Here is a 21459-nt window from a genome sequence, read left to right on the forward strand (position 1 = left end):
GGCCGCACCCGGGATCACCGGGGGCGGTCCGCCGCTCACGCGTGGATGTGGGAGCGCCAGTCCGCCGGCACGCGTCCCGCCGGCCCGGGCACCGGCTGGTCGTCCGGCCGGTGCGTGGGCGGGGCGAGCGCCGGGCCGCGGGCGTAGTCCTCGGTCGCGTAGTCCCAGAACCAGTTCTCGCCGGGCTCGAAGGAGCGCACGACGGGGTGGCCGGTCGCCCGCCAGTGGGCGGTCGCGTGCTGGGCGGGGGACGTGTCGCAGCAGCCGACGTGGCCGCACGCCGCGCACCGGCGCAGGTGCACCCACCAGCCGCCGTCGGCGTCGCACTCGACGCAGCCGGGGCCGCTCGGGGGGACGGTCGGGTCGATCGGTTCGACGGTCATGACGCACGCACCTCCGGGGTGTAGGGGAGCCGGACGAGGAACCGGGTGTCACCGGGCACGGACCGGACGGTGAGGTCGCCGTGGTGCTTGGTGACGACGATCCGCCACGCGATGTCGAGGCCGAGGCCGGTGCCGGACCCCACGGGCTTCGTGGTGAAGAACGGCTCGAACACGCGCCCCACCACGTCGGGCGGGATGCCGGGGCCGGTGTCCGCGACCTCGACCTCGAGCCAGTCGTCCACCCGGCGGGTGGAGACCGTCAGCGTGCCGCTGCCGTCCATGGCCTGGGCGGCGTTCTCGACCAGGTTCGTCCAGACCTGGTTCAGCTCGGCGCCGTAGGCGTGCACGGGGGGCAGGTCCCGGTCGTAGTCGCGGACCACCGTGAGCCCGTCCAGGCGACGGTCGAGCATCGTGAGCGTGGCGTCGAGGAGCTCGTGGACGTCGAGTTCCCGGTCCGGTGCCCGGCCGATCTGCGAGTACTGCTTCGCGGCGCCGACGAGCGCGGAGATGCGGGTGCTGGCGTCCTCGACGTCGTTCATGAGCTGCTCGGTCTCCAGGCCGTACGCGAGCCAGCGGACCGCCCCCTCGAGCACCGAGGGGGCGACCGCCGCGGCGACCGCGTCCAGCCAGCCCGTGTCGAGGCCCGCCGTGACGAACGTCGGCGCGAGGTCCCACGACGCGGCGACGCCGTGCGCGTCCAGCCAGTCGGCGAGCGCGTCCTCCGCGTCCGCGCGCTCCAGGGCCGTGGGTGGCGGCGGTGCGCCGGGCGCCCGCGACTTGGCGAGCGACTCCACCGCCTGCTCCTGCAGGTCGACGAGCGTGGTGAGCGTCGACGCGTCGTACGGCCCGGACGCGATCAGCCCGAGCTTGTGCCGCATGCCCGCGACGCGCTCGCGCAGGGCCGAGGTGGCACGGCTCGCGGCCGCCGCGGGGTTGTTCAGCTCGTGCGTCAGGCCGGCCGACAGCGCGCCCAGCGCCAGCAGCCGCTCGCGCTGGTTCACCGCGAGCTGCGTGTCGCGCTGGCCCATGAACAGGCCCTCGAGCAGGTGCACGGCCATGGGGAACCAGTCGGTCATGAGCCGGCTGAAGTCCGCGGCGGGCAGCGCGTAGAAGCGGGACGACGCGAGCACGCGCATGGTCTGCGTGTACGTCTGCGGCGCGCGGTCCCCGAGGTAGGCGGCCCACGCCCCGCCGTACACCCCGCGCTGCGACGTGCGCGAGATCTCGACGTCGTCGGCGCCGACGCGCCGGTCGAGCGCCACCGACCCCTCGAGCAGGACGTAGAACCACTCCGCGGTCTCCCCCTCGGCGTACAGGACGCCGGGCGCTCGCCGCTCCACGTGCCCGTGCGCGCACAACCACCGCAGCTGGTCGTCGTCGAGGTGCTCGAACAGGAACAGCGTCCGCAGCTCCTCGACGTCGCAGGGCTCGGCGCCCGCGGGCCGTCCGGCCGGCACCGCGCTCACCGCTCCGCCAGGTACCGGTGCACGAGCATGACCGCCATCGCCCCCTCGCCGACGGCGGACGCGACGCGCTTGGCGGACTCCGCCCGCACGTCCCCCGCCGCGAACACGCCCGGCACGCTCGTCTCCAGGTGGTACGGCGGCCGGTCGAGCGGCCACCCGCCCGGGGGGCGCCCGTCGACGAGCAGGTCGTGGCCGGTGCGCACGAACCCGCGCTCGTCCCGCGCGACCGTCCCGTCGAGCCACCCGGTGAAGGGCGCCGCGCCGATGAACACGAACAGGAAGGCCGCCGGCACGGACTCCTTCTCCCCCGTGCCGACGTCCTGCAGCACGAGGCCCTCCAGGTGGTCGTCGCCCACGCCCTCCACCACCGTGGTCCGCGTCCGCACCGTGATGCGGGGGTGCGCTTCGATCTGCTCGACGAGGTAGTGCGACATCGACGCGGTCAGCCCGTCGCCGCGCACGAGCAGCGTGACGGACCGGGCCTCCCGGGCGAGGAAGAGCGCCGCCTGACCGGCCGAGTTGGCGCCGCCGACCACGTGCACGTCCTGGTCGCGGCACGCCGGCGCCTCCGTGAGCGACGACCCGTAGCAGACGCCGCGCCCGACGAGGGCCGCCAGCCCGGGCCCGTCGAGCTCGCGGTAGGCGACGCCGTTCGCCAGCACGACCGCGTGCGTCGCGATCGTGCTGCCGTCGGCGAAGCGCAGGGCCCGCGCCGAGCCGTGCACCTCCAGGCCCACCGCGTCGTGCGTCATGACGATCTCCGCACCGAACCGCTGCGCCTGGCGGCGCGCGCGCTCGGTCAGCTGTGCGCCGGAGACGCCGTCCGGGAAGCCCAGGTAGTTCTCGATCCGCGCGCTCTGCCCCGCCTGCCCGCCGGTCGCCGTCCGCTCGACCAGCGCCGTGCGCAGCCCCTCCGACGCGCCGTACAGGGCCGCGCTCAGCCCCGCGGGCCCGGCACCGACGACGACGAGGTCGTAGAAGTCCGACGCCGGCTGCACGGCCAGGCCGACGCGGGCGGCGAGGGCCGCGTCGTCGGGTGCGACGAGGACGTCCCCGTCCCCCGTCACGACGACCGGCAGGTGCTCGCCGCCGATGCCGGCCGCTTCGAGGATGCGCCGCCCCTCGGCGGACTCGACCGGGTACCAGCGGTAGGGCACCTGGTTCCGGGCGAGGAACTCGCGCACCTGCGACGAGCGCGCCGACCAGCGGTGCCCGACCACCCGGGGCCCCGTCACGGGCGGTGGTGCCGCGGCGTGCCAGGCCTCGAGCTGCGCGTCGAGGACGGGGTAGAGCTTCTCCTCGGGCGGGTCCCACGGCTTGAGCAGGTAGTGGTCCAGGTCGACGACGTTCACCGCGTCGATCGCCGCGGCCGTGTCCGCGTACGCCGTGAGCAGGACGCGACGGGCAGCCGGGAAGAGGTCCATCGCCTCCTCGAGGAAGTCGATGCCGCTCATGCCCGGCATCCGCTGGTCGGCGAGCAGCACGGCCACCTGCTCCCCGCGCAGCTTCAGCTCGCGGCACGCGTCCAGCGCCTCCGTGCCGGACTCGGCCCGCAGGACGCGGTACCGGTCGCCGTACCGTCGCCGCAGGTCGCGCGCGACGGCGCGGGAGACGGCGGGGTCGTCGTCGACGGTGAGCAGGGCGGCGCGGGGGGCGGTGGCGGACTCAGCGGGCACGGGGCCTCCCGGTCTCAGAGGTGCGTCGGCGGCGCAGGCCACAGTCTGCGCCCACCGGGCGTCGCGGCACAGCCCTCGACGACGCGGGGTGCTCGCCCGAGCTCGTCCTTCCCCTCCACCACCGGTTCTGCCACCATCGCGCCGCGCGCCGCGGTCAGGACAGCCCGAGCTGGTCGCGCAGGGCCTCGACACCCTCCATCTCGACGTCCAGCCGCAGCTCGTCCCGCCGCGCGTCCCAGTCGGCCCGGTCCAGCACGTACAGCCGGCTCTCGACCGGCCCGCCCTCGCGGGCCTGGTGCACGACGCCGTTCTCGCGGTAGCCGATCTTGCGGGTGACGCCCGACGAGCCCGGGTTGTCGGCGAACGCGGACGTGGTGGCGTGCTGCGCGCCCAGGCCCTCGAAGAGCAGGTGCAGGATCATCAGCCGCATCCGGGTCCCGATGCCCTGGTGGTGGTGCTCGAGGCCGAGCCACGAACCGGTCTCGGCCGAGCGGGTGATCGCGAAGTCCTTCGCGTACATGCCCTGCGTGCCCAGCGGGACGCCGTCCCGGACGACCGCGAGCTCGATCGCCCAGTCGGCGGGCGTCGTCCGCTGGCGCAGGCCCCACTGGTACGTCATGACGCTGCGCGCGACCTGCACGGGCGTGCCGCGCGTCCAGGGCACGAGGAAGGGCATGTAGTCCGGCGGGTGCACGCCGCGGGCCGCGAGCCGCGCGAGGTCGAGGAGCATGCGGTCGTCGGGCGCGCGCAGCTCGAGGTCCCCGCTGCGCACGCGCACCCCGAGCAACGGCCAGATCTCGGCGTCGGTCAGCGGTGCGGCTGCGTCCTGCTCGGGTGCGGTCATCCGCGCAGGCTCCCGGTTCGCGGACCGTGGGGTCAACCGGAAACCGGCCCGCCGCGGGACGGTCCGGCCGACGACGCCACGAGGGCGCCGCACGTGCGTGCGGCGCCCTCGCCGTGCGTCCTGACCGCCCCCGCGTCGGACGCACGCCCTCCGGCGGTGCTCACGGGCGGCACCGCAGGTGGTGGTGGTTCGGCCCCGACCCGGCGACTCGAGGTCGAGCCGGGCCGGGACCCGTCTGTCAGCCCACGGTGCAGCCCGTCCCGTTGACCGTGAAGGCCGTCGGCGCCGGGTTCTGGCCGGTGTGGCTGCCGTTGAACCCGAGGTCGACCGAGGCGCCGGGCGCGAGCGTGGAGTTCCACGCCGCTCCCGTCGCGGTCACCCGCGTGCCGGTCTGCGACCACGTCGCGCTCCACCCCTGCTGCAGCCTCTGGCCGCCGGCGAGGTCGAACGCGAGCGACCACCGCAGCGGCGCCGTGCCGCTGTTGGTCAGCCGGACCGTCGCGGTGAAGCCGGTGCTCCAGCTGTTCGCGGAGTACCGCACGGCGCACGCGGCGGGGGACGTGGTCGGCGTGACGGTCGGTGTGGCGGTCGGCGAGCTCGTCGGGAACCCGTCGACGATCTCGATCTCGGTGCTCACCCACGGCGAGGTGCGCCCGTCCGCGGCGACGGCACGCACACGCAGCACGTACCGGCCGTTCGTGAGGTCGTAGAACGTCGCGGCCGGCTCGGTGACGCCGAACGCCTGGCGGGTGACGACCTCGACCTCGTACGACGCGGGCGGCGTGCCGGTGCTCGGCGGGTCCCAGGCGGCGTGGACGGTACCCAGCCCGCGGAGCGTGTAGCGCAGGTTCGTCGGGGACCCGACCGGCGTCGGGGTGACCGTGGGCGTGGCGGTCGGCGTCGGGGTCGGCGTCCCGTCCGGCTCGGTGCCCCACACCAGGCGCCCGGCCTCGTACAGCGTGATCGCCCGCGTCTTGACGGGGTCGCCCGTGGCGACCAGGCCCGCGGACGACGGGTCGTTCGCGGCGTTCCACGCCGCTCCCCCGCTGACCCGGAACTGGATCTCGCGCCGGTGCTGCGACTGCCCGCCCGGGTGGATGTCCTGCCCCGCGCACGCCAGCTCCGCGTAGTACAGGTTCCCCCCGGCGTGCACGACGCGGTTCGTCTGGGTGCCGCACTCGCTGTAGTTGGTCGAGACCGTCAGCCCCGACGCGGGGTCCGCGCCGTCGAGCGTGAACCAGTACCGCAGCGACGCGTTGCGCAGCGACCGCGCGGGGAACGCGGACCTGTTCCGGATGATCGCCTTGACCTCGGTGAACGTGCCGCCCGCGGGCTGGTTGAGCCGCGCCTCGACGAACAGCTCGTCCTGGTCGGGCGTCTCGGGCCGGGGGAAGGACGCCAGCGGCGTGCCGCCGTACTCCTGCGTCAGCCGGGCCAGCGCGCTCGTGAACCCGGCGTTGTAGTCGGTCGCGACCTCGTTGGCGACGTAGTCGGACCGGCTGTCGGTGTACGCGTCGTTCGGCGACCCGGGGCCGCCCACGAGCGCGCCGTACAGGACGTGCCGGGTCTCGGCGGGCTGCGTCAGGGAGTCGAGCCACGACCCGTGCGCGGTGCGGTGGTGCGGGTTCTGCGGCGGGTTCGCGCCGAAGCCGACCACGTAGGACGCCTTGCGCGGGTTGTCCCCGAGCGCGTACCCGATCTGCCGCACCCCGAAGTCGTGGTAGCGCGCCTTGCGCACCGGGTCGCCGACCCAGTCCGAGTAGACGAGCGCGACGAACGACGTGTTCGCGGCGTAGCGCAGCGCGCCCCACGAGTCGAGCACCGCCATGCCACCCGGCGAGTAGGGCACCTTCTGCCCGTCGACGCCGACCGTCCAGTAGTCGAGCCACCGGTTGGTGTCGTCGACGTACTTCTGCTTGCCGGTCTCCATCGCGAGCAGCGCGTACGCGCCGAACGACTTGTCGTCCCACGCGACGGTCCACTTGTACTTGCGCGTGGACGTCTGGTTCTCCGTGCCGAGCTTGTCGTACTCCGCCTCGGCCTTCGCGAGGTACGACGCGTCCCCCGTGGCCTCGTACAGCCAGTACGCGCCCCACACGAGCTCGTCCTGGTACCCGGACCACGACCGGTAGAACGACTGGGCGTCGGTGACGCAGTCGGAGTAGCTGCCGCGGTAGGTGTCGGCGAACGAGTACAGCTGCTTCGCGTGCTCCACGAGCGTGCGGGCGTACGCGGGGTCGTCGTCGGCGAAGACGACCGACGCCGACGCCATAGCCGCCGCCGTCTCGGCCGCGACGTCGGAGCCCGGGCACGAGGCGGTGATCTTGTACGCCGGCCGCGCCATGGTCATGACCTCGGCGGGGCCCCACCACTTGTGGTCGTCGTCGCCCTTGCCCACCTGCACGTACAGCTCGTTCGGTGCCGTGTGGGCCTTGACGAGGTAGTCGTTGACCCAGCGCAGGTTGTCCTTCAGCTCGTCGAGCTGGCCGGCCGCGCGGTAGCCCTCGGGGCTCTCGATCGCCCCCCACGCGAGCATCGTCGCCGTGAACGCCATCGGGAAGCCGAACTTCACGTGGTCGCCCGCGTCGTACCAGCCGCCGGTCAGGTCCTCCCCCACGTCCGCGCCGTCCTGCAGGCCGGAGTCGCCGCGCCACGAGACCGGGAAGTCCTCGGGAAGGTCGCCCGAGCGCTGCGCCTGGTAGAAGAACATCGACTTCTGCAGCGCCTCGGCGTAGTTGAACGCGGGCGCGGCGTCCGCCGCCGACAGCGGCACGGTCACCGCACCCGCCGTGAGCGCCAGTGCCGCCGCCCCTGCCCAGAGCGGACGGGTCGCGCGTGCCAGACGAGCCATCGGACCATCCCTTTCGCGACGGGATGGGAGCGGTGGAGCGCTCCCACGCGGCCCGGGCCAGCGGCGACGTCGTCGTCGGCAAGGGGCGGGGGCCGGCTGCGATGCTGCCCGACGGCCGCGACCGCGCGGAACGCACGAAAGGTTTCAGGGCGGGACGCACACCGGCCCCGGTCCGTGCGGACCGGGGCCGGTGGGTGCGCCGCGCGAGCGGCCGGGACTCAGGAGCCGGACGTGCCGCGCTCGTCCTGCGGGCGGGACTCGACGACGGGGTCGGGCACCTCGCCGGTCGTCGCGGTCTCCGCCGGGAGGCCCTCGGTGGTCGCCGGGACGTCGGTCTGCAGGCCCTCGGTCGGCTTCGTCTGGTCCGGCGCCTTCGACGTGGAGCGACGCGTGGTCTTGCGGGCCTCCTGGACCTTCTCGGTCAGGTCCTCGGTCGCCGCCGAGACGCGCTCCGCCGCCTTCTTGGTCGCCTCGCGGCTCCTCGCGACCGCGGAGCCCGCGGCCTCACCGACGGCGTCGGCCGCGTCACCCGTGGCGGCCTGCGCCCGCGTGCGCAGGGACTCGGCCGTGGTGCTGTCGCCCGGCTCCCACGGCTCGGCCCACGGGTCGGTGGTCGAGCGCGACCGCAGCCAGGCGAACGCGGCCGCGCCGCCACCGAGCAGCAGCGCGACGAGGAAGAACCGCTTGCCCGCCGACCCCTTCTTCTCCGCCTTCGCGGCCTCCTTCGCGGCGAGCGCGGCGGCGGCCCTGGCCGCCTTCGCGGCCTTCCTCGACTGCTTGCCGGTCGCCACCGCGGCGGCCGTCGTCGCGGCCTCGACCTGGGCACCGGCCTTGACGGCGGCCTCGTTGACGGCGGCGACCACCTTGGGGATCAGCTCGCTGACGAGCTTGTCGTGCGCGGTGTCGATCGCGGGCGTCGCCCGGAGGGCGGCCCTCTCCACCTGCGGCGCCGTGGCCTTCAGGCTCTCCCGGTACAGGTGCTCCACGCGGGGCGTGAGCCACTCGGCGAGCGCCTCGATCTTGGGGGTCGTCCACTCCTTGGCGTGGCCCGCCGCGCCCGACGCCCTGGAGGCGGCGTCGAGGGCGCCGAGCCTCGCTGCGCCGGCGGCGTCCACGAGCGTCGCGCCGAGGCCCGCGGCCTGCACCTTCAGACGCTCGGCGTCCACGTCGATCTTCGGACGATGGGTCATGTCCACTCCCGGACTGGTCTCGACGACGGGGCTGTGGCACCTCACTCTGCCACCGTCGTGCCTGGTCCGCCCTCTGTTCACACTCCCGGCACCGGGTGCGCACGGGGCGCCCGTGCGGCGTCGGCGGCCCGTGGAACACTGGGCAGATGTTCGCGACCATCCACACGACCGCCGGTGACATCCGGGTCGAGCTCTACGAGAACCACGCGCCGCGCACCGTCGAGAACTTCGTCGGCCTGAGCACGGGCGCCATCGAGTGGACCGACCCGTCGACGGGTGCGCCCCGCACCGACCCGCTGTACAAGGACGTCGTCTTCCACCGCGTCATCCCGGGCTTCATGATCCAGGGCGGCGACCCGCTCGGCTCCGGCCGTGGCGGCCCCGGCTACCAGTTCGACGACGAGATCCACCCCGAGCTGACGTTCTCGGAGCCCTACCTGCTCGCCATGGCGAACGCCGGCAAGCGGATGGACCCGGTGACGGGCAAGGTCGGCGGCACCAACGGGTCGCAGTTCTTCATCTCGGTCGCGCCGACCACCTGGCTCAACGGCAAGCACACGATCTTCGGCAAGGTCGCGGACGACGCGAGCCGCCAGGTCGTCGACGCCATCGCCGCGACGCCGACCCGTCCGGGCGACCGTCCGGTGCAGGACATCACGATCACGTCGATCTCCGTGGAGGACTGAGATCAGCACGCTCCCCCCGGCCGGCGGCTCCCCCGTGGAGCCGTCGGCCGAGCAGCAGCCGCCCGTCTGCCCCCGGCACCCGGACCGCACGTCCTACGTGCGCTGCCAGCGGTGCGGTCGCCCGACGTGCCCGGAGTGCCAGCGCCCGGCAGCCGTCGGCGTGCACTGCGTGGACTGCGTCGCGGAGGCGGCGAGGAACGCGCCCCAGGCCCGCAGCGCGCTCGGCGGGCGCGCCGTGCAGGGCCGCCCGGTGGTGACGCTCACGATCATCGCCCTGTGCGTGGCGAGCTACGCGCTGCAGTGGGCGGTGCCCGGGTGGACGACCCGCTGGGCGTTCAGCCCGGCGGCCGGGGTCGTCGAGCCGTGGCGCTTCCTGACGGCCGCGTTCCTGCACTCGACCGGGCTCCTGCTGCACATCGCCTTCAACATGCTGGCGCTGTGGATGCTCGGTCCGTACCTCGAGCAGACGCTCGGCCGCCTGCGCTTCGCGACGCTGTACGTGCTGAGCGCGATCGGCGGCTCCGTCGCGGCCGTGCTGCTCGTCCCCGTGGTCGGCGGCTGGAGCACGGGTGCCGTCGGCGCGTCCGGGGCCGTGTTCGGGCTGTTCGGCGCCGTGCTCGTCGTGCTGCGCCGCCTCGGACGGGACGCGCGCGGGATCGTCGGCATCATCCTCGTCAACGTCGCCCTGAGCTTCCTGCCCGGGATCGCGTGGCAGGCGCACCTCGGCGGGCTCGTCGTCGGCGCGGCACTCGGCGCGGCGTACGCCTACGTGCCGCGGGAGCGACGTCGGCTCGTCGCCGTGCTCGCGCCGGCACTCGTCGGCGTCGCCCTGGTCGGCGCGACGCTCGCCGTGTACGGCCGCTACGGATTCGTCTGAGCGACCGTCTGCGGCCCTCCGGGCGCGTCCCCAGCGTTGCTCACAGCTGTGGAATTACACCGGTGTAGTTATCCACAGGTCTGTGCACCGTCTCTGTACCGAACCTTCCAGCGGCCCTTGAACCTGTGGACGGAGCGGTGGGTCAGCGCCAGCGCGTGAGCATCGCGAAGCCCACGATGATGAACCCGAAGCCGATCGCCAGGTTCCACTGGCCGATGCCCGGCACGGGGTACGCGGCGCCCGGGGACAGGTACGTCGTCACGAGCCAGACGAGGCCGAGGATCATCAGGCCGATCGCCAGCGGGACGTACCAGCGGGGCAGCGGCCCCGGCGCGGGCGCCTTGCCGGGGGGCGGGGTGTACGACGCCTTCTTGCGCGACTTCGACTCGGGCACGTCGGTGAGCTCCTGTCTGCGACCATGGTGCGGCGGCCGCCGCCGTCCGTCCGCGGCCGCCGTCCCGGTACGGCGGGCTCGGGGTACGGACCGATGTCGGCACGGCGCCGATCGTGACCTAGCGTAGTGGTGTCGACCGGTAGGCGTACGTGCCGGCCGACCGGCGGAAGGAGCAGGCGTGAGCCAGCGGGCGCACCGGGGCACCGGCGACCTCCCGCCGGCCGTCGTGCGCCGCCGCCGTGCGCGCCGGGGCACCGCGGCCGTCGGCGCCGTGCTCGCCCTGTCGGGCGCCCTGTTCACGCTCAGCGCCCGCAGCGCCGACGCCGGCCCCGACCGCCACCCCCAGGACCTCGGGGAGCTCTCCCGCCAGCAGGCGCAGAACGTCGAGCGCATGTCCGCCGAGGTGGACGCCCTGCGCGCCGACGTCGAGCGGCTGGCCGCGGAGCAGAACGCCCTCTCCGGGTACACGCTGCCCACGCCGTCGCCCGGGTACCTGGTCGCCGGCGGGTCCGTCCCCGTCGTCGGCCCCGGTCTCACGGTGGTCCTGGACGACGCCCCGGCGGACGTGCAGAACCAGTCGGTCAACGGCGACGTGCTCGTCGTGCACCAGCAGGACCTGCAGGCCGTCATGAACGCCCTGTGGGCGGGCGGTGCCGAGGCCATGGCCCTGATGGACCAGCGGGTGGTGTCGACCAGCGCGTTCTGGTGCGTCGGCAACGTCCTGCGCCTGCACGGACGCGTCTACTCCCCGCCCTACACGGTGCGGGCCGTCGGCGACCCCGACGACCTGCGCGCGGCCCTCGACGACTCCCCGGCGGTCCGGGGGTACCAGCGACACTCGGTGGAGGTGGGGCTCGGCTGGGAGGTCCACGAGTCCGACCGGCTCGAGCTGCCCGCGTACTCGGGTGCCACCGAGCTCACGTCCGCGCGGGTGCCGTCCGACGTCGAGGTCCTGCCGGGCCTGCCCGCCCGGCCGGACGCCTTCCCCGACGCGGGCACCGGGGACGCCGTCGAGGACACGACCGGGACCGGCGGTCCCCCCACCGAGGAGGGCACGTGACGACGCAGCCGATGACCGAGCGGCCGACGCGCCGGGCCGCCCGCACGCAGCGGCCGGCACCGACGACGCGGCGCGGCGGCGTGCGCTCGTTCGTGTACGGCGTCGTGGGCGTGCTGGGCGAGCTGCTCATCACGCTCGGCGTCCTGCTGCTCGGGTTCCTCGTCTGGCAGCTGTGGTGGACGGACGTCGAGGGGGACCGCGCGCAGGCGGAGATCGTGCGCGACCTCGACTTCGTCGAGCCCGCGCAGGCCGCCGCGGACACCGGTCCCGTGGTCGCCGAGCCGCGGCGGGACGAGCCGCCGGCGCCGATGGCCGAGCCGGGGCACGCCGAGACGTTCGCGACGATCCAGGTGCCCCGCTGGGCGGGGGAGCCGGAGCGCCCCATCAGCCAGGGCGTCGACCGGCCGACGGTGCTGGACGTGCTCGGCGTGGGCCACTACCCGGGCACCGCCATGCCGGGCGGTGTCGGCAACTTCGCCCTCGCCGGGCACCGGGTCACCTTCGGCAAGCCGTTCAACCGGATCGAGGAGATCCAGGTCGGCGACCCGATCGTCGTGCGCACGGCCGACACCTGGTACGTCTACCGCGCGACCGGCACCGAGGTCGTGCTGCCGCGGGACGTGCGCGTCATCGCCCCCGCGCCGAACCAGCCCGGCGTCGAGCCCACCGAGCGGTCGATCACGCTGACCACGTGCCACCCGATGTTCTCCGCACGCGAGCGGTACGTCGTCTACGGCGTCCTCGACTACTGGGCACCCGCGTCGAGCGGGACGCCCGCCGAGCTGCTGGAGGCGTCGTGAGGACGCCGGCGTGCCGGACCAGGGGTGGGCGACGCGGACAGGGAGGTTCATGATGTACGGATGGCTGTGGCGGCACCTGCCGGGGCCGTGGCCCGTGCGGGCGTTCCTCGCCCTCCTGCTGGCGGCGGCCGTGCTGGCCGCGTGCTTCCTGTGGCTGTACCCCGCCGTGGCGCCGTACATGCCGTTCAACGAGACCACGGTGGGTGAGTGACGTGACGCGGATCCTCGTGATCGACAACTACGACTCGTTCGTCTACACGATCGTCGGCTACCTCGACCAGCTCGGGGCGACGACCGAGGTCGTGCGCAACGACGCCGTGCCGCCCGCGGCCGAGCGCGCCGGCTACGACGGGGTGCTCGTCTCGCCCGGACCCGGCACGCCGTCCGAGGCGGGGCAGAGCATGCAGGTCATCCGCGAGTGCGCCGCGGCCGGCACCCCGATGCTCGGCGTGTGCCTCGGGCACCAGGCGCTCGGTGAGGTGTTCGGCGGGACCGTGACGCACGCGCCGGAGCTCATGCACGGCAAGACGAGCGAGGTCGAGCACGGCGGCGACGGCGTGCTCGCCGGGCTGCCGACGCCGTTCACGGCGACGCGGTACCACTCGCTCGCGGTCGTCGACGGCACCTTCTCCGACGAGCTGTCCGTCACCGCCCGCGCCAACGGGATCATCATGGGCCTGCAGCACCGGGAGCTGCCGCTGCACGGCGTGCAGTTCCACCCCGAGTCGGTGCTCACCGAGGGCGGCCACCGGCTGCTCGCGAACTGGCTCGAGGTGTGCGGTGCCTCGGACGCCGTGGAGCGCTCGGAGGGGCTGCACCCGCTCGTGCGGCTCTGAGCCCGGCGCGCGGCGCGCGCGGACGGACGAGAACGGCCCCCGGGGGGGAGTCCCCCGGGGGCCGTCGTCGTCTCACCGGTCAGGGGTCACTCGTCGTCGTCGTCGCCCTGGCCACCGCCCTGGCCGTTGCCCTGCCCGCTCGTGGGCGACGGGCTGGGGTTGCTGCTCGGGCCGCGGGACACCCGCAGCGTGACCTGCTGCTCGCGGGCGATCTTCGTGCCGCCGTTCGGGTCGGAGGAGACGACGGTGCCGGCGGGCTCGTCGGAGTCGACGTCCTCACGGCGGACGTTCGTCAGACCCACGGCGGCGAGCGCCTGCGAGGCCGCCTCGAAGGTCTGCCCCCGCAGGTCCGTCGGCACGGTCGCCGTCGTCGGCGGGGACGCGACCCCGAGGTTCACGGTCGCGCCCTGGGGGACGATCTCGCCCTCCGGCCGGTCCTGCGAGACGACCGTGCCCTCGGGCTGGTCCTCGCTCGGCTCCTCGAACGTCGAGACCTGCAGGCCTGCCTCGCGCAGCGCGGTGGTGGCGTCCTCGATGTTCTGGCCGGTCACGTTCGGCACGGTGACCATGCCGTCGGACACGTACAGGGTGACCGTCTGCCCGGCGGTCACCGGCGTGCCCTCCGCGGGGTCGGTGCGCACGACGCGTCCGCGTGGGATCGTCGGGTGGTTCTCCGACTCGCGGTTGTCGGCGACCACGAGGTTCTCGTCCTCGAGGATCTGCACGGCCTCAGCCTCGGTGAGCTCCGCCACGCGGGGGACGGTGACCTGGGCCGGACCCGTGGAGATGAAGACGGTGACGTCGCTGCCGGGCGCGACCTCCTCGCCCTCCGCCGGGTCGGTGCCGATGGCCTGGTCCGCCGGGACGGTGTCGTCCGCGCGCTGCTGGGGCACCGGGTCGAGGTTCGCGTCGCGCAGCGTCTGCAGCGCCTCCTCCTGGCTCATCCCCGCCACCGGCGGCACCGTGACGACGTCCTGCGCCCCGTCGTCCCCGTTCAGCGCGATCGCCGCGACGATGCCCGCGATCGCGAGCACCGCGACCGCGATCAGCGTCCACAGCAGCCAGCGCTTGCGCTTCTCCTCCGGCTCGTCCTCCTCCGGCGGCGTCGAGGCGAGCACACCCGTGGCACCCCAGGGCGCGGTGCCGGCCGCGGCCGGCGGCATGGCCTGCGTCGTGGCGACCGGGGGAGCCATGACCTGCGTGGTCTCGCCGGCGGGCATCGCCGCCAGCGCGGCCCCCACCGCCGGTGCGCCCACGGCACCGCCACGCAGCACGGCCTCGAGGTCGGCGCGGAACTCGGCCGCCGTGGAGTAGCGGGCGTCGCGCTCCTTGGCGAGGGCCTTGAGCGTGATGCGGTCCAGCGGCTCGGGCACGTCGGACGCGATCTGGCTGGGCACGGGCGGCGCCTCGCGCACGTGCTGGTACGCGACGGCGACGGGGGAGTCGCCGACGAACGGCGGCCGGCCCGTGAGCAGCTCGAACAGCAGGCAGCCGGTCGAGTACAGGTCGGACCGGGCGTCGACCTGCTCGCCGCGCGCCTGCTCCGGGGAGAGGTACTGCGCCGTGCCGATCACGGCCTGCGTCTGCGTCATCGTCGCGGCGGAGTCCGCGACCGCACGGGCGATGCCGAAGTCCATGACCTTGACCGCCCCCGTGGGCGTGATCATGACGTTGGCCGGCTTGATGTCGCGGTGCACGATGCCGGCGTGGTGGGAGTACTCGAGCGCCGACAGGACGCCCGCGGTGATCTCCACGGCCTCGTCGATCGGCACGGCGTGGCCGTCGCGCAGGATGTCCCGCACGGTGTGGCCCTCGACGTACTCCATGACGATGAACGGCACGTGGGCGACCGTGCCGGTCGCCTCGGTGACGAGGTCCTCGCCGGTGTCGTACACCGCGACGATCGCCGGGTGGTTGAGAGCGGCCGCCGACTGCGCCTCCCGGCGGAACCGGTTCTGGAACGAGGGGTCGCGGGCCAGGTCCGAGCGCAGGATCTTGATCGCGACCGTACGGCCGAGCCTGGTGTCGTGGCCGATGTGCACCTCGGCCATGCCGCCGCGCCCGATGAGCTCGCCGACCTCGTACCGGTTGGCCAGGATTCGGGATCCGTCGTCCACCACTAGGCGTCCTTCACTTCCGTCGATCGCGGGACGGGCGTCCCGCCCGGGTCCCGCCCTGCCGGGTCGGTGGTCTCGCGCACGGCCCGGCGCTCCCCGGTGATCATCCCACCGGGTGCGTCCGCACGAGGGTACTGGTCGGTCCGGGTCGCGCCCGTCGCCTGCACGGAGGACGTCGCGGCGGGACCGGCCGCCCCCACGAGGCGGTCGGCCAGGGCCGCGCCCAGGAGCGCGACGAGCACGAGCACGAGGATGACGAGCGGCAGACGCAGCCGCCGCAGGTTGCGGCCCGCGTCACGCACGGCGTCGAGCACCGAGCCGGACGGGGGAGTGGCGGCGCGGGCGGCGGCACGCCGGGTGCCCGGGGCGGGCTCGGTGCGGCCGGCACGTCCCCGACGCGAGGGCGGGTAGGACGGCGGCGTCTGCGCGCGCGGGGGCGCGGGCGCCTCGGGTGCGTCCCGCCGGGTGCGTGCGAACTCGTCCCGGGGCCGCTGCGGGTGCGACACGAGCACGGGGACGCCCGACGGCGGCGTCTGCGGCACGAGCCGGTCGAGCATCGCCGCGAGCTCCTCGCCGGACCGCGGCCGCTCCGACGGCTCCTTCGACAGCAGCCGCAGGACCAGCGCGGCCAGGCGCCGCTCGACCGTCGTCGGCAGCGGCGGGACGGGGTCGTTGACGTGCGCGACCGCGATGTCCACGGCCGTCGGCCCCGTGAAGGGACGCCTGCCGGCCAGCGCCTCGTAGGCGACGACGCCGAGCGAGTACAGGTCGGACAGCGGGGTCGCCGGACGCCCGACGGCCTGCTCGGGGGAGAGGTACTGCGCCGTCCCCATGACCATGCCGGTCGCCGTCATCGTCTTCTGGTCCGCCGCGAGGGAGACGCCGAAGTCGGTGATCTTCACCTTGCCGGACCGGGCGAGCAGGATGTTGCCGGGCTTGACGTCCCGGTGGACCACACCCGCCTCGTGCGCGGCGTGCAGACCCCGCGCGGTCTGGGCGAGCACCGGCAGGAGCCGGCGCGGGTCGAGCACCGGCTCACGCTCGAGCAGGTCGCTCAGCGGCTCGCCGACGACGAGCTCCATGACGAGGTACGCCGACCCCTCCTGCTCGCCGTAGTCGAACAGTGCGGCGATGTTCGGGTGCGACAGGGCGGCGGAGTTGCGCGCCTCCGTGCGGAACCGCTCGAGGAACCCCGCGTCCCCGGCGAACTCGGCACGCAGCACCTTGACGGCGACGGGACGGGCCAGGGCGTCGTCGTTGGCCTCCCACACCTCGCCCATGCCGCCCACGGCGATGCGGCGCAGGAGCCGGTAGCGCCCGCCGCCGAGCGCGACGCCCGGAGCCGTCCTCACGATGCCAGCACCGCCTCGATCACGGCCCGCGCGATGGGCGCCGCGACCTGACCGCCGGTCGCCTCGTTGCCGAGCGACCCACCGTTCTCCACGACCACGGCGACCGCCACCCGGGGCTCGTCCGCAGGTGCGAACGCCGTGAACCACGCGTGCGGCGGCTCGCCCTGGACGGTCTCCGCCGTGCCGGTCTTGCCCGCGACCTGCACGCCGGGGACCTGGGCCGAGCGTCCGGTACCGGACTCGACGACGCCGACCATCATCTGCGTGAGCGCGTCCGCGCTGGCGCGCGACAGGGCGGTCGAGAGCTCCTCGGGCTCGGTCCGGGACACGACCGTCAGGTCGGGGGCACGCACCGTGTCGACGAGGTAGGGCCGCATGACGACGCCGTCGTTCGCGATCCCCGCGCTGACCATGGCCATCTGGAGCGGCGTGGCGCTCACGTCGCGCTGGCCGATCGCGGCCTGCGCGAGCGACGGCGGGTCCAGGTCGGCGGGGAACACGCTCTCGACGACCTCGGTCGGGATCGTCAGCGTGGCGTCGCCGAAGCCGAAGCGCTCGGCCTGCTCGCGCAGGGCGTCCTCGCCGAGGGTCAGGCCGAGGTTCGCGAACGCGGTGTTGCACGAGACCCGCAGCGCGTCGGCGAGGGTGACCTGGTCGCCCCCGCAGCTGCTGCCGCCGAAGTTGCCGATCGTCGCGGACGTCTGGGGGAGGTCCAGGACGACCGGCGAGGGCACGGGCGTGTCCGCCGCGTACCCGCCGCTCTCGAGCGCCGCGGCCGCGGTGACGAGCTTGAACGTGGAGCCGGGCGCGTAGCGCTCCTGCGTGGCGTTGCTGCGCAGCGGGTTGCCCTCGGCGGCGTCGAGCTCCGCGTACCGCTGCGACGCCTCGCTCGTGCTGTGCACGGCCAGCGCGTTCGGGTCGAACCCCGGCGTGGAGACCAGCGCGAGGACCTTGCCCGTGGACGGGTCGAGCGCCACGACGGCACCGTGCTGGTCCCCGAGCGCGTCGCGCGCGGCCCGCTGGGCCGCCGGGAGGATCGTCGTCTCGACCGCCGCGCCCTCGGGCCGCCGGCCCGTGAGCAGGTCGCGGATCCGGGAGAAGAACAGCTGGTCACCGCGGCCCGTGAGCTGGTCGTTCGCCGCGCGCTCGAGCTGGCTGCGCCCGTTCGCGATCGAGTAGAAGCCGGTCACGGAGGAGTAGAGCTCGCCCTGCGGGTACGTGCGCTGGAAGCCGAACGGGTCGTCCACCGGGACGGACGAGGCGATCGCCTCGCCGCCGGCGACGATCGGCCCGCGGGCGTTGCCGTGCTCGCGGTACAGGGTGCGGGCGTTGCGCGGGTCGGTGTTGAGGTCCTCCGCCTGGACGAACTGCACCCACGACGCGCTGCCCATGAGGGCGACGAACATGACGAGGACGAGCGTGGCCAGGCGGCGCAGCGGCGTGTTCACGCGTCACCCCCCAGGTGCTCGGTCGGTCGGTCGTCGGGACGTGGGCCGGTGCCGTCGGGTACGTCCCGGGCGGACGACCGCACCGGGCGGCCCGTGCCCTCGCCGCGGCCCGCCACGGCGACCGGGACGCCGATGTCCGGCGTCGGCACCGCGCGGACCACCGGCACGGGGCGGCGCGCCTCGTCGGAGATGCGCAGCAGCAGCGCCGCGATGATCCAGTTCGCCACGAGGGACGACCCGCCGTACGCGAGGAACGGGGTCGTCAGACCGGTGAGCGGGATGACGCGCGTGACGCCGCCGACGACGACGAACAGCTGGAACGCGACGACGAACGACAGGCCGCCCGCGAGCAGCTTGCCGAACCCGTCGCGGACGCCGATCGCGGTGCGCAGCCCGCGCTCGGCGAGGACCGTGTACAGCAGCAGCACGGCGAGCAGGCCCGTCAGGCCCAGCTCCTCGCCGATGGACGCGATGATGAAGTCCGACTCGGCGTACGGCACCAGGTCGGGGCGTCCCTGCCCCCAGCCCGTGCCGAACAGCCCGCCGTTCGCCATGCCGAACAGCCCCTGCACCACCTGGAACGAGCCGCCGACCTCGCGCCCGTACACGTCCTGGTCCAGCGCGCGCAGCCACACGTCGAACCGCGCGCCGACGTGCCCGAACGTGGTGGCCGCCGCCGCGGCGCCCCCGACGAACAGCAGCAGGCCGATGACGACCCAGCTGGTGCGCTCGGTGGCGAGGTACAGCATCGCGACGAACAGGCCGAAGAACAGCAGGGACGTGCCCAGGTCGCGCTGCCCGACCAGGACCAGCAGCGACGCCCCCCACACGACGAGGATGGGGCCGAGGTCGCGCGCGCGGGGCAGCTGCAGCCCGAGCACCTTCTTGCCGGCGAGGGCCAGGGTGTCGCGGTGCGTGACGAGGTAGCCGGCGAAGAACACCGCCAGGGCGATCTTCGCGAACTCCGCCGGCTGCATGCCGACCGGCCCGACCCGCACCCAGATCCGCGCACCGTTGACCGTCTGGCCGATCACGGGCAGCAGCGGCAGCGCGATGAGCGCGAGCGCGGCCACCATCGCCGTGTACGTGTAGCGCCGCAGCGTGCGGTGGTCGCGCAGGAGCAGCAGCACGACGACCGCCAGCGCCACGGAGATGGCGGTCCACGCGAGCTGGCGGTCGGCGAAGCCGGAGTCGGCGCGGCCGCGCTCGGCGTACGCCAGGGACAGGCGCGAGATCATCGCGAGACCGAGGCCGTTGAGCGCCACGACGACGGGCAGGATCACCGGGTCCGCGTACGGCGCGCGCAGGCGCAGCACGACGTGCACGACGAGCGCGAGCACCGTGGTGCCGACCGCGTACCCGACCGCGTTGCCCGGCACGTGGTCGGTCACGCCGATGCCGGCGAGCACGTACCCGGTGACGCCGATCGCCAGGGCGGGCACGAGCAGCAGGAGCTCGGTCCCACGCCCGGGACGGACCCGGTGGGGCTGGATGCTGGCCATCACCGCGCGCCGGCCTCGGGCAGGTCGGAGCCCGCCGCGTTCGGCTGCGGGTCGGTCGGGGCGGGCACGGCGGGGTCGGTGGGCGCCGGCGGCAGCGTGCCGTCGGTCGGCCGCGGGCTCGGGGCGGTGGTCGTCGGCCTCGGCGTGGGCGTCCGGGACCCCTCGGGCGGGAGGCCGTCCTCGAGCATCGCGACGAGGGCACGCGCCTCGGTGAGGGAACCGGCCGAGATCGTCTGCTCGACGCGCTCGCGCAGGTAGGCGGGCAGGTCCTCCACCTCGAGGTCGGTGGTCTCGACGACCGACGCCAGCTCGACCGGTCCGAGGGTCTGCGGGATGCCGCGGTAGACCGTGACGCGCCCGTCGCCGTCGCCGACGTAGTACTGCTGCTGCGTCCACAGGTAGCCGAGCACGACCGCCGCGACGACGGCCACGCCCGCGACCACCCACGCGACGACCAGGCCGCGCCGGCGCGGCTCGGGCGCGAGCGGCTCGTCCTCGTGCTCGGGGTCCCGCTCGGGCTCGCCGCCGCCGTCGGCGGACGCGGCGGTGCCGGCGGGGGGCGTGTCGGGGGTGCCGTCCTCGTCGGCGGTGCCGCCGCGCCGTGCGCGGCCCGTGAGCCACGCCGCGCGGGCCGCCGGGCTCTCCGCGGCCGCGGACGGGCGCTTGCGCGAGAGCGCCGCGGCGCCGACGACGCTCGCGTTGGTCGACGGCATCGCGCCGTCGGGCAGGTCGTCGAGCTCGACGACGTCGGCCAGCACGACCGTGACGTTGTCGCCGCCGCCGGCGCGGAGCGCGAGCTGCACGAGCCGGTCGGCGCACGCGTCGACGTCAGGGATCGTCGCGAGCGTCTCCTCGATCGTCTCCGCGGAGACGAAGCCGGACAGGCCGTCCGAGCACAGCAGCCAGCGGTCGCCGACGCGCGCCTCGCGCACCGACAGGTCGGCCGTGACGTCGGCGTCGAAGTCGCCCAGGACGCGCATGACGACCGAGCGCTGCGGGTGGTGCTCGGCCTCCTCGGCCGTGATGCGCCCGGTGTCGACGAGGTGCTGGACGAACGTGTGGTCGGTCGTCACCTGCGACAGGACGCCGTCGCGGAACAGGTAGCCGCGGCTGTCGCCGAGGTGCACCATCGCGAGCTTGTTGCCCGCGCGCAGGATCGCGGTGACGGTCGTGCCCATGCCGGCCAGGTCGGGGTCGGCGGTGCTGCGGGCGATGATCTCCGCCCGCGCGTCGTCGAGCGCGACCTCCAGCTCGTCCAGCGCGTCGTCAGGGCCGTGCGACTCCCCGTCGAGAGGAGCGAGGGCCGCGACCGCCACCGACGAGGCGACGTCGCCGCCGGCGTGCCCGCCCATGCCGTCGGCGACGACCAGCAGGTGCGGTCCCGCGTAGGCGGAGTCCTGGTTGTCGGAGCGCACGAGCCCCACGTCGGAGCGCGCGGCGAAGCGGAGGGCGACCGTCACGGGCTACCTCTGCAGCTCGAGCACGCTCTGCCCGACCCGCACCGGCGTGCCGGTCGGGACGGGCGTGGGCTGCTCGACGCGCTGGTCGCCCACGTAGGTGCCGTTGGTGGAGCCCAGGTCCTCGACGAACCACTGGTCGTCCTGCGGGAACAGGCGGGCGTGGCGGGAGGAGGAGTAGTCGTCGTCCAGGACGAGGGTGCAGCTGGGGGCGCGGCCGATCAGGACCGCGGACGACCCGAGCGGCAGCGTGGTGCCCCGCAGGGGCCCCTCGGTCACCACGAGACGGCTCGGACCGGCGGAGCGGCTGCGGCGCGGCGGGCGCGCCGGTGCCTCCGCCGCCGCCGGCGGTGCGTCGGCGGCGGGACCGGCCGCGCGGGGCGCGGGGGTGCGGCGGCGGTCGATGATGCGCGTGCCGTACAGGTCGCGGCGCAGCACGGTGATGGCGGACAGCACGAGCAGCCACAGCAGGGCCAGGTACCCGATGCGCAGGAGGGTGACGGTCAGCTCGCTCATGCCC

General features: G+C 74.6%; 19 protein-coding genes. 6 read left to right on the plus strand and 13 right to left on the minus strand.

Going from position 1 to position 21459, the window contains the following annotated elements; all coding sequences use genetic code 11:
* Nucleotides 1–35: 35 nt before the first annotated feature.
* From FB586_RS01985 to FB586_RS02010, 6 genes are all read right to left on the minus strand, one after another.
* Complete coding sequence (locus FB586_RS01985) at nucleotides 36–383, minus strand: UBP-type zinc finger domain-containing protein (RefSeq protein ID WP_136517645.1); 348 nt, start codon at nucleotides 381–383, stop codon at nucleotides 36–38.
* Complete coding sequence (locus FB586_RS19890; protein ID WP_246036331.1) at nucleotides 380–1849, minus strand: ATP-binding protein; 1470 nt, start codon at nucleotides 1847–1849, stop codon at nucleotides 380–382. Before FB586_RS19890 ends, FB586_RS01985 begins: the two co-directional genes overlap by 4 nt.
* A complete protein-coding gene (locus tag FB586_RS01995) occupies nucleotides 1846–3525 on the minus strand; it encodes an NAD(P)/FAD-dependent oxidoreductase (protein ID WP_136517646.1) in 1680 nt (559 codons plus the stop codon). Before FB586_RS01995 ends, FB586_RS19890 begins: the two co-directional genes overlap by 4 nt.
* A 154-nt stretch (nucleotides 3526–3679) precedes the next feature.
* Nucleotides 3680–4369, minus strand: a complete 690-nt coding sequence (locus tag FB586_RS02000) for a GNAT family N-acetyltransferase (protein ID WP_136517647.1) — start codon at nucleotides 4367–4369, stop codon at nucleotides 3680–3682.
* A 238-nt stretch (nucleotides 4370–4607) separates the two neighbouring features.
* Complete coding sequence (locus FB586_RS02005) at nucleotides 4608–7220, minus strand: glycoside hydrolase family 9 protein (RefSeq protein WP_136517648.1); 2613 nt, start codon at nucleotides 7218–7220, stop codon at nucleotides 4608–4610.
* A 218-nt stretch (nucleotides 7221–7438) separates the two neighbouring features.
* A complete protein-coding gene (locus FB586_RS02010; protein WP_187697832.1) occupies nucleotides 7439–8410 on the minus strand; it encodes a hypothetical protein in 972 nt (323 codons plus the stop codon).
* Between the two features lie 146 nt (nucleotides 8411–8556).
* Here FB586_RS02010 and FB586_RS02015 point away from each other — a divergent pair, with 146 nt between their 5' ends.
* On the plus strand, nucleotides 8557–9096 hold the full coding sequence (locus tag FB586_RS02015; RefSeq protein WP_136517649.1) for a peptidylprolyl isomerase: 540 nt from the start codon (nucleotides 8557–8559) through the stop codon (nucleotides 9094–9096).
* 1 nt (nucleotide 9097) lies between these two features.
* On the plus strand, nucleotides 9098–9973 hold the full coding sequence (locus FB586_RS02020) for a rhomboid family intramembrane serine protease (protein ID WP_370741046.1): 876 nt from the start codon (nucleotides 9098–9100) through the stop codon (nucleotides 9971–9973).
* A gap of 142 nt (nucleotides 9974–10115) precedes the next feature.
* Here FB586_RS02020 and FB586_RS02025 read toward each other — a convergent pair whose 3' ends face one another.
* Complete coding sequence (locus FB586_RS02025; protein WP_136517651.1) at nucleotides 10116–10367, minus strand: cell division protein CrgA; 252 nt, start codon at nucleotides 10365–10367, stop codon at nucleotides 10116–10118.
* A 178-nt stretch (nucleotides 10368–10545) separates the two neighbouring features.
* Between FB586_RS02025 and FB586_RS02030 the strand changes: the two genes are divergently transcribed.
* The 4 genes from FB586_RS02030 to FB586_RS02040 are packed head-to-tail and all read left to right on the plus strand — an operon-like array spanning nucleotide 10546 to nucleotide 13063.
* Complete coding sequence (locus tag FB586_RS02030; protein ID WP_246036340.1) at nucleotides 10546–11427, plus strand: DUF881 domain-containing protein; 882 nt, start codon at nucleotides 10546–10548, stop codon at nucleotides 11425–11427.
* The gene (locus FB586_RS02035; protein ID WP_246036343.1) at nucleotides 11424–12227 is read left to right on the plus strand and encodes a class E sortase; all 804 of its coding nucleotides are present in this window, start codon (nucleotides 11424–11426) and stop codon (nucleotides 12225–12227) included. Before FB586_RS02030 ends, FB586_RS02035 begins: the two co-directional genes overlap by 4 nt.
* Nucleotides 12228–12276: 49 nt before the next feature.
* The gene (locus FB586_RS19190) at nucleotides 12277–12438 is read left to right on the plus strand and encodes a hypothetical protein (RefSeq protein WP_168800397.1); all 162 of its coding nucleotides are present in this window, start codon (nucleotides 12277–12279) and stop codon (nucleotides 12436–12438) included.
* Nucleotide 12439: 1 nt separating this feature from the next.
* Nucleotides 12440–13063, plus strand: a complete 624-nt coding sequence (locus FB586_RS02040) for an aminodeoxychorismate/anthranilate synthase component II (RefSeq protein WP_136517652.1) — start codon at nucleotides 12440–12442, stop codon at nucleotides 13061–13063.
* 86 nt (nucleotides 13064–13149) lie between these two features.
* On the opposite strand, the gene pknB is transcribed toward FB586_RS02040, so the two are convergent.
* From pknB to FB586_RS02070, 6 genes are read right to left on the minus strand one after another with little or no spacing between them, the layout of a single operon-like run.
* Entirely contained in the window at nucleotides 13150–15183 is a 2034-nt protein-coding gene (gene pknB / locus FB586_RS02045; RefSeq protein WP_136517653.1) for a Stk1 family PASTA domain-containing Ser/Thr kinase, read from the minus strand.
* Nucleotides 15183–16532, minus strand: coding sequence for a serine/threonine-protein kinase (locus FB586_RS02050; protein ID WP_136517654.1), 1350 nt, complete (start codon nucleotides 16530–16532; stop codon nucleotides 15183–15185). The genes pknB and FB586_RS02050 overlap by 1 nt, the downstream gene beginning before the upstream one ends.
* Nucleotides 16529–17980 carry a peptidoglycan D,D-transpeptidase FtsI family protein gene (locus tag FB586_RS02055; protein ID WP_136517655.1) on the minus strand — a complete coding sequence of 484 codons (1452 nt, stop codon included), beginning with the start codon at nucleotides 17978–17980 and terminating at the stop codon, nucleotides 16529–16531. Before FB586_RS02055 ends, FB586_RS02050 begins: the two co-directional genes overlap by 4 nt.
* Nucleotides 17977–19482 (minus strand): FtsW/RodA/SpoVE family cell cycle protein, encoded by a 1506-nt coding sequence (locus FB586_RS02060; RefSeq protein WP_136517656.1) that lies wholly within the window; start codon nucleotides 19480–19482, stop codon nucleotides 17977–17979. Before FB586_RS02060 ends, FB586_RS02055 begins: the two co-directional genes overlap by 4 nt.
* A complete protein-coding gene (locus FB586_RS02065) occupies nucleotides 19482–20942 on the minus strand; it encodes a PP2C family protein-serine/threonine phosphatase (protein ID WP_136517657.1) in 1461 nt (486 codons plus the stop codon). The genes FB586_RS02060 and FB586_RS02065 overlap by 1 nt, the downstream gene beginning before the upstream one ends.
* Before the next feature lie 3 nt (nucleotides 20943–20945).
* Nucleotides 20946–21455, minus strand: coding sequence for an FHA domain-containing protein FhaB/FipA (locus FB586_RS02070; RefSeq protein WP_136517658.1), 510 nt, complete (start codon nucleotides 21453–21455; stop codon nucleotides 20946–20948).
* Between the last annotated feature and the right edge of the window lie 4 nt (nucleotides 21456–21459).

This window comes from Cellulomonas telluris (assembly GCF_004886325.1).
Lineage (GTDB): Bacteria > Actinomycetota > Actinomycetes > Actinomycetales > Cellulomonadaceae > Cellulomonas > Cellulomonas telluris.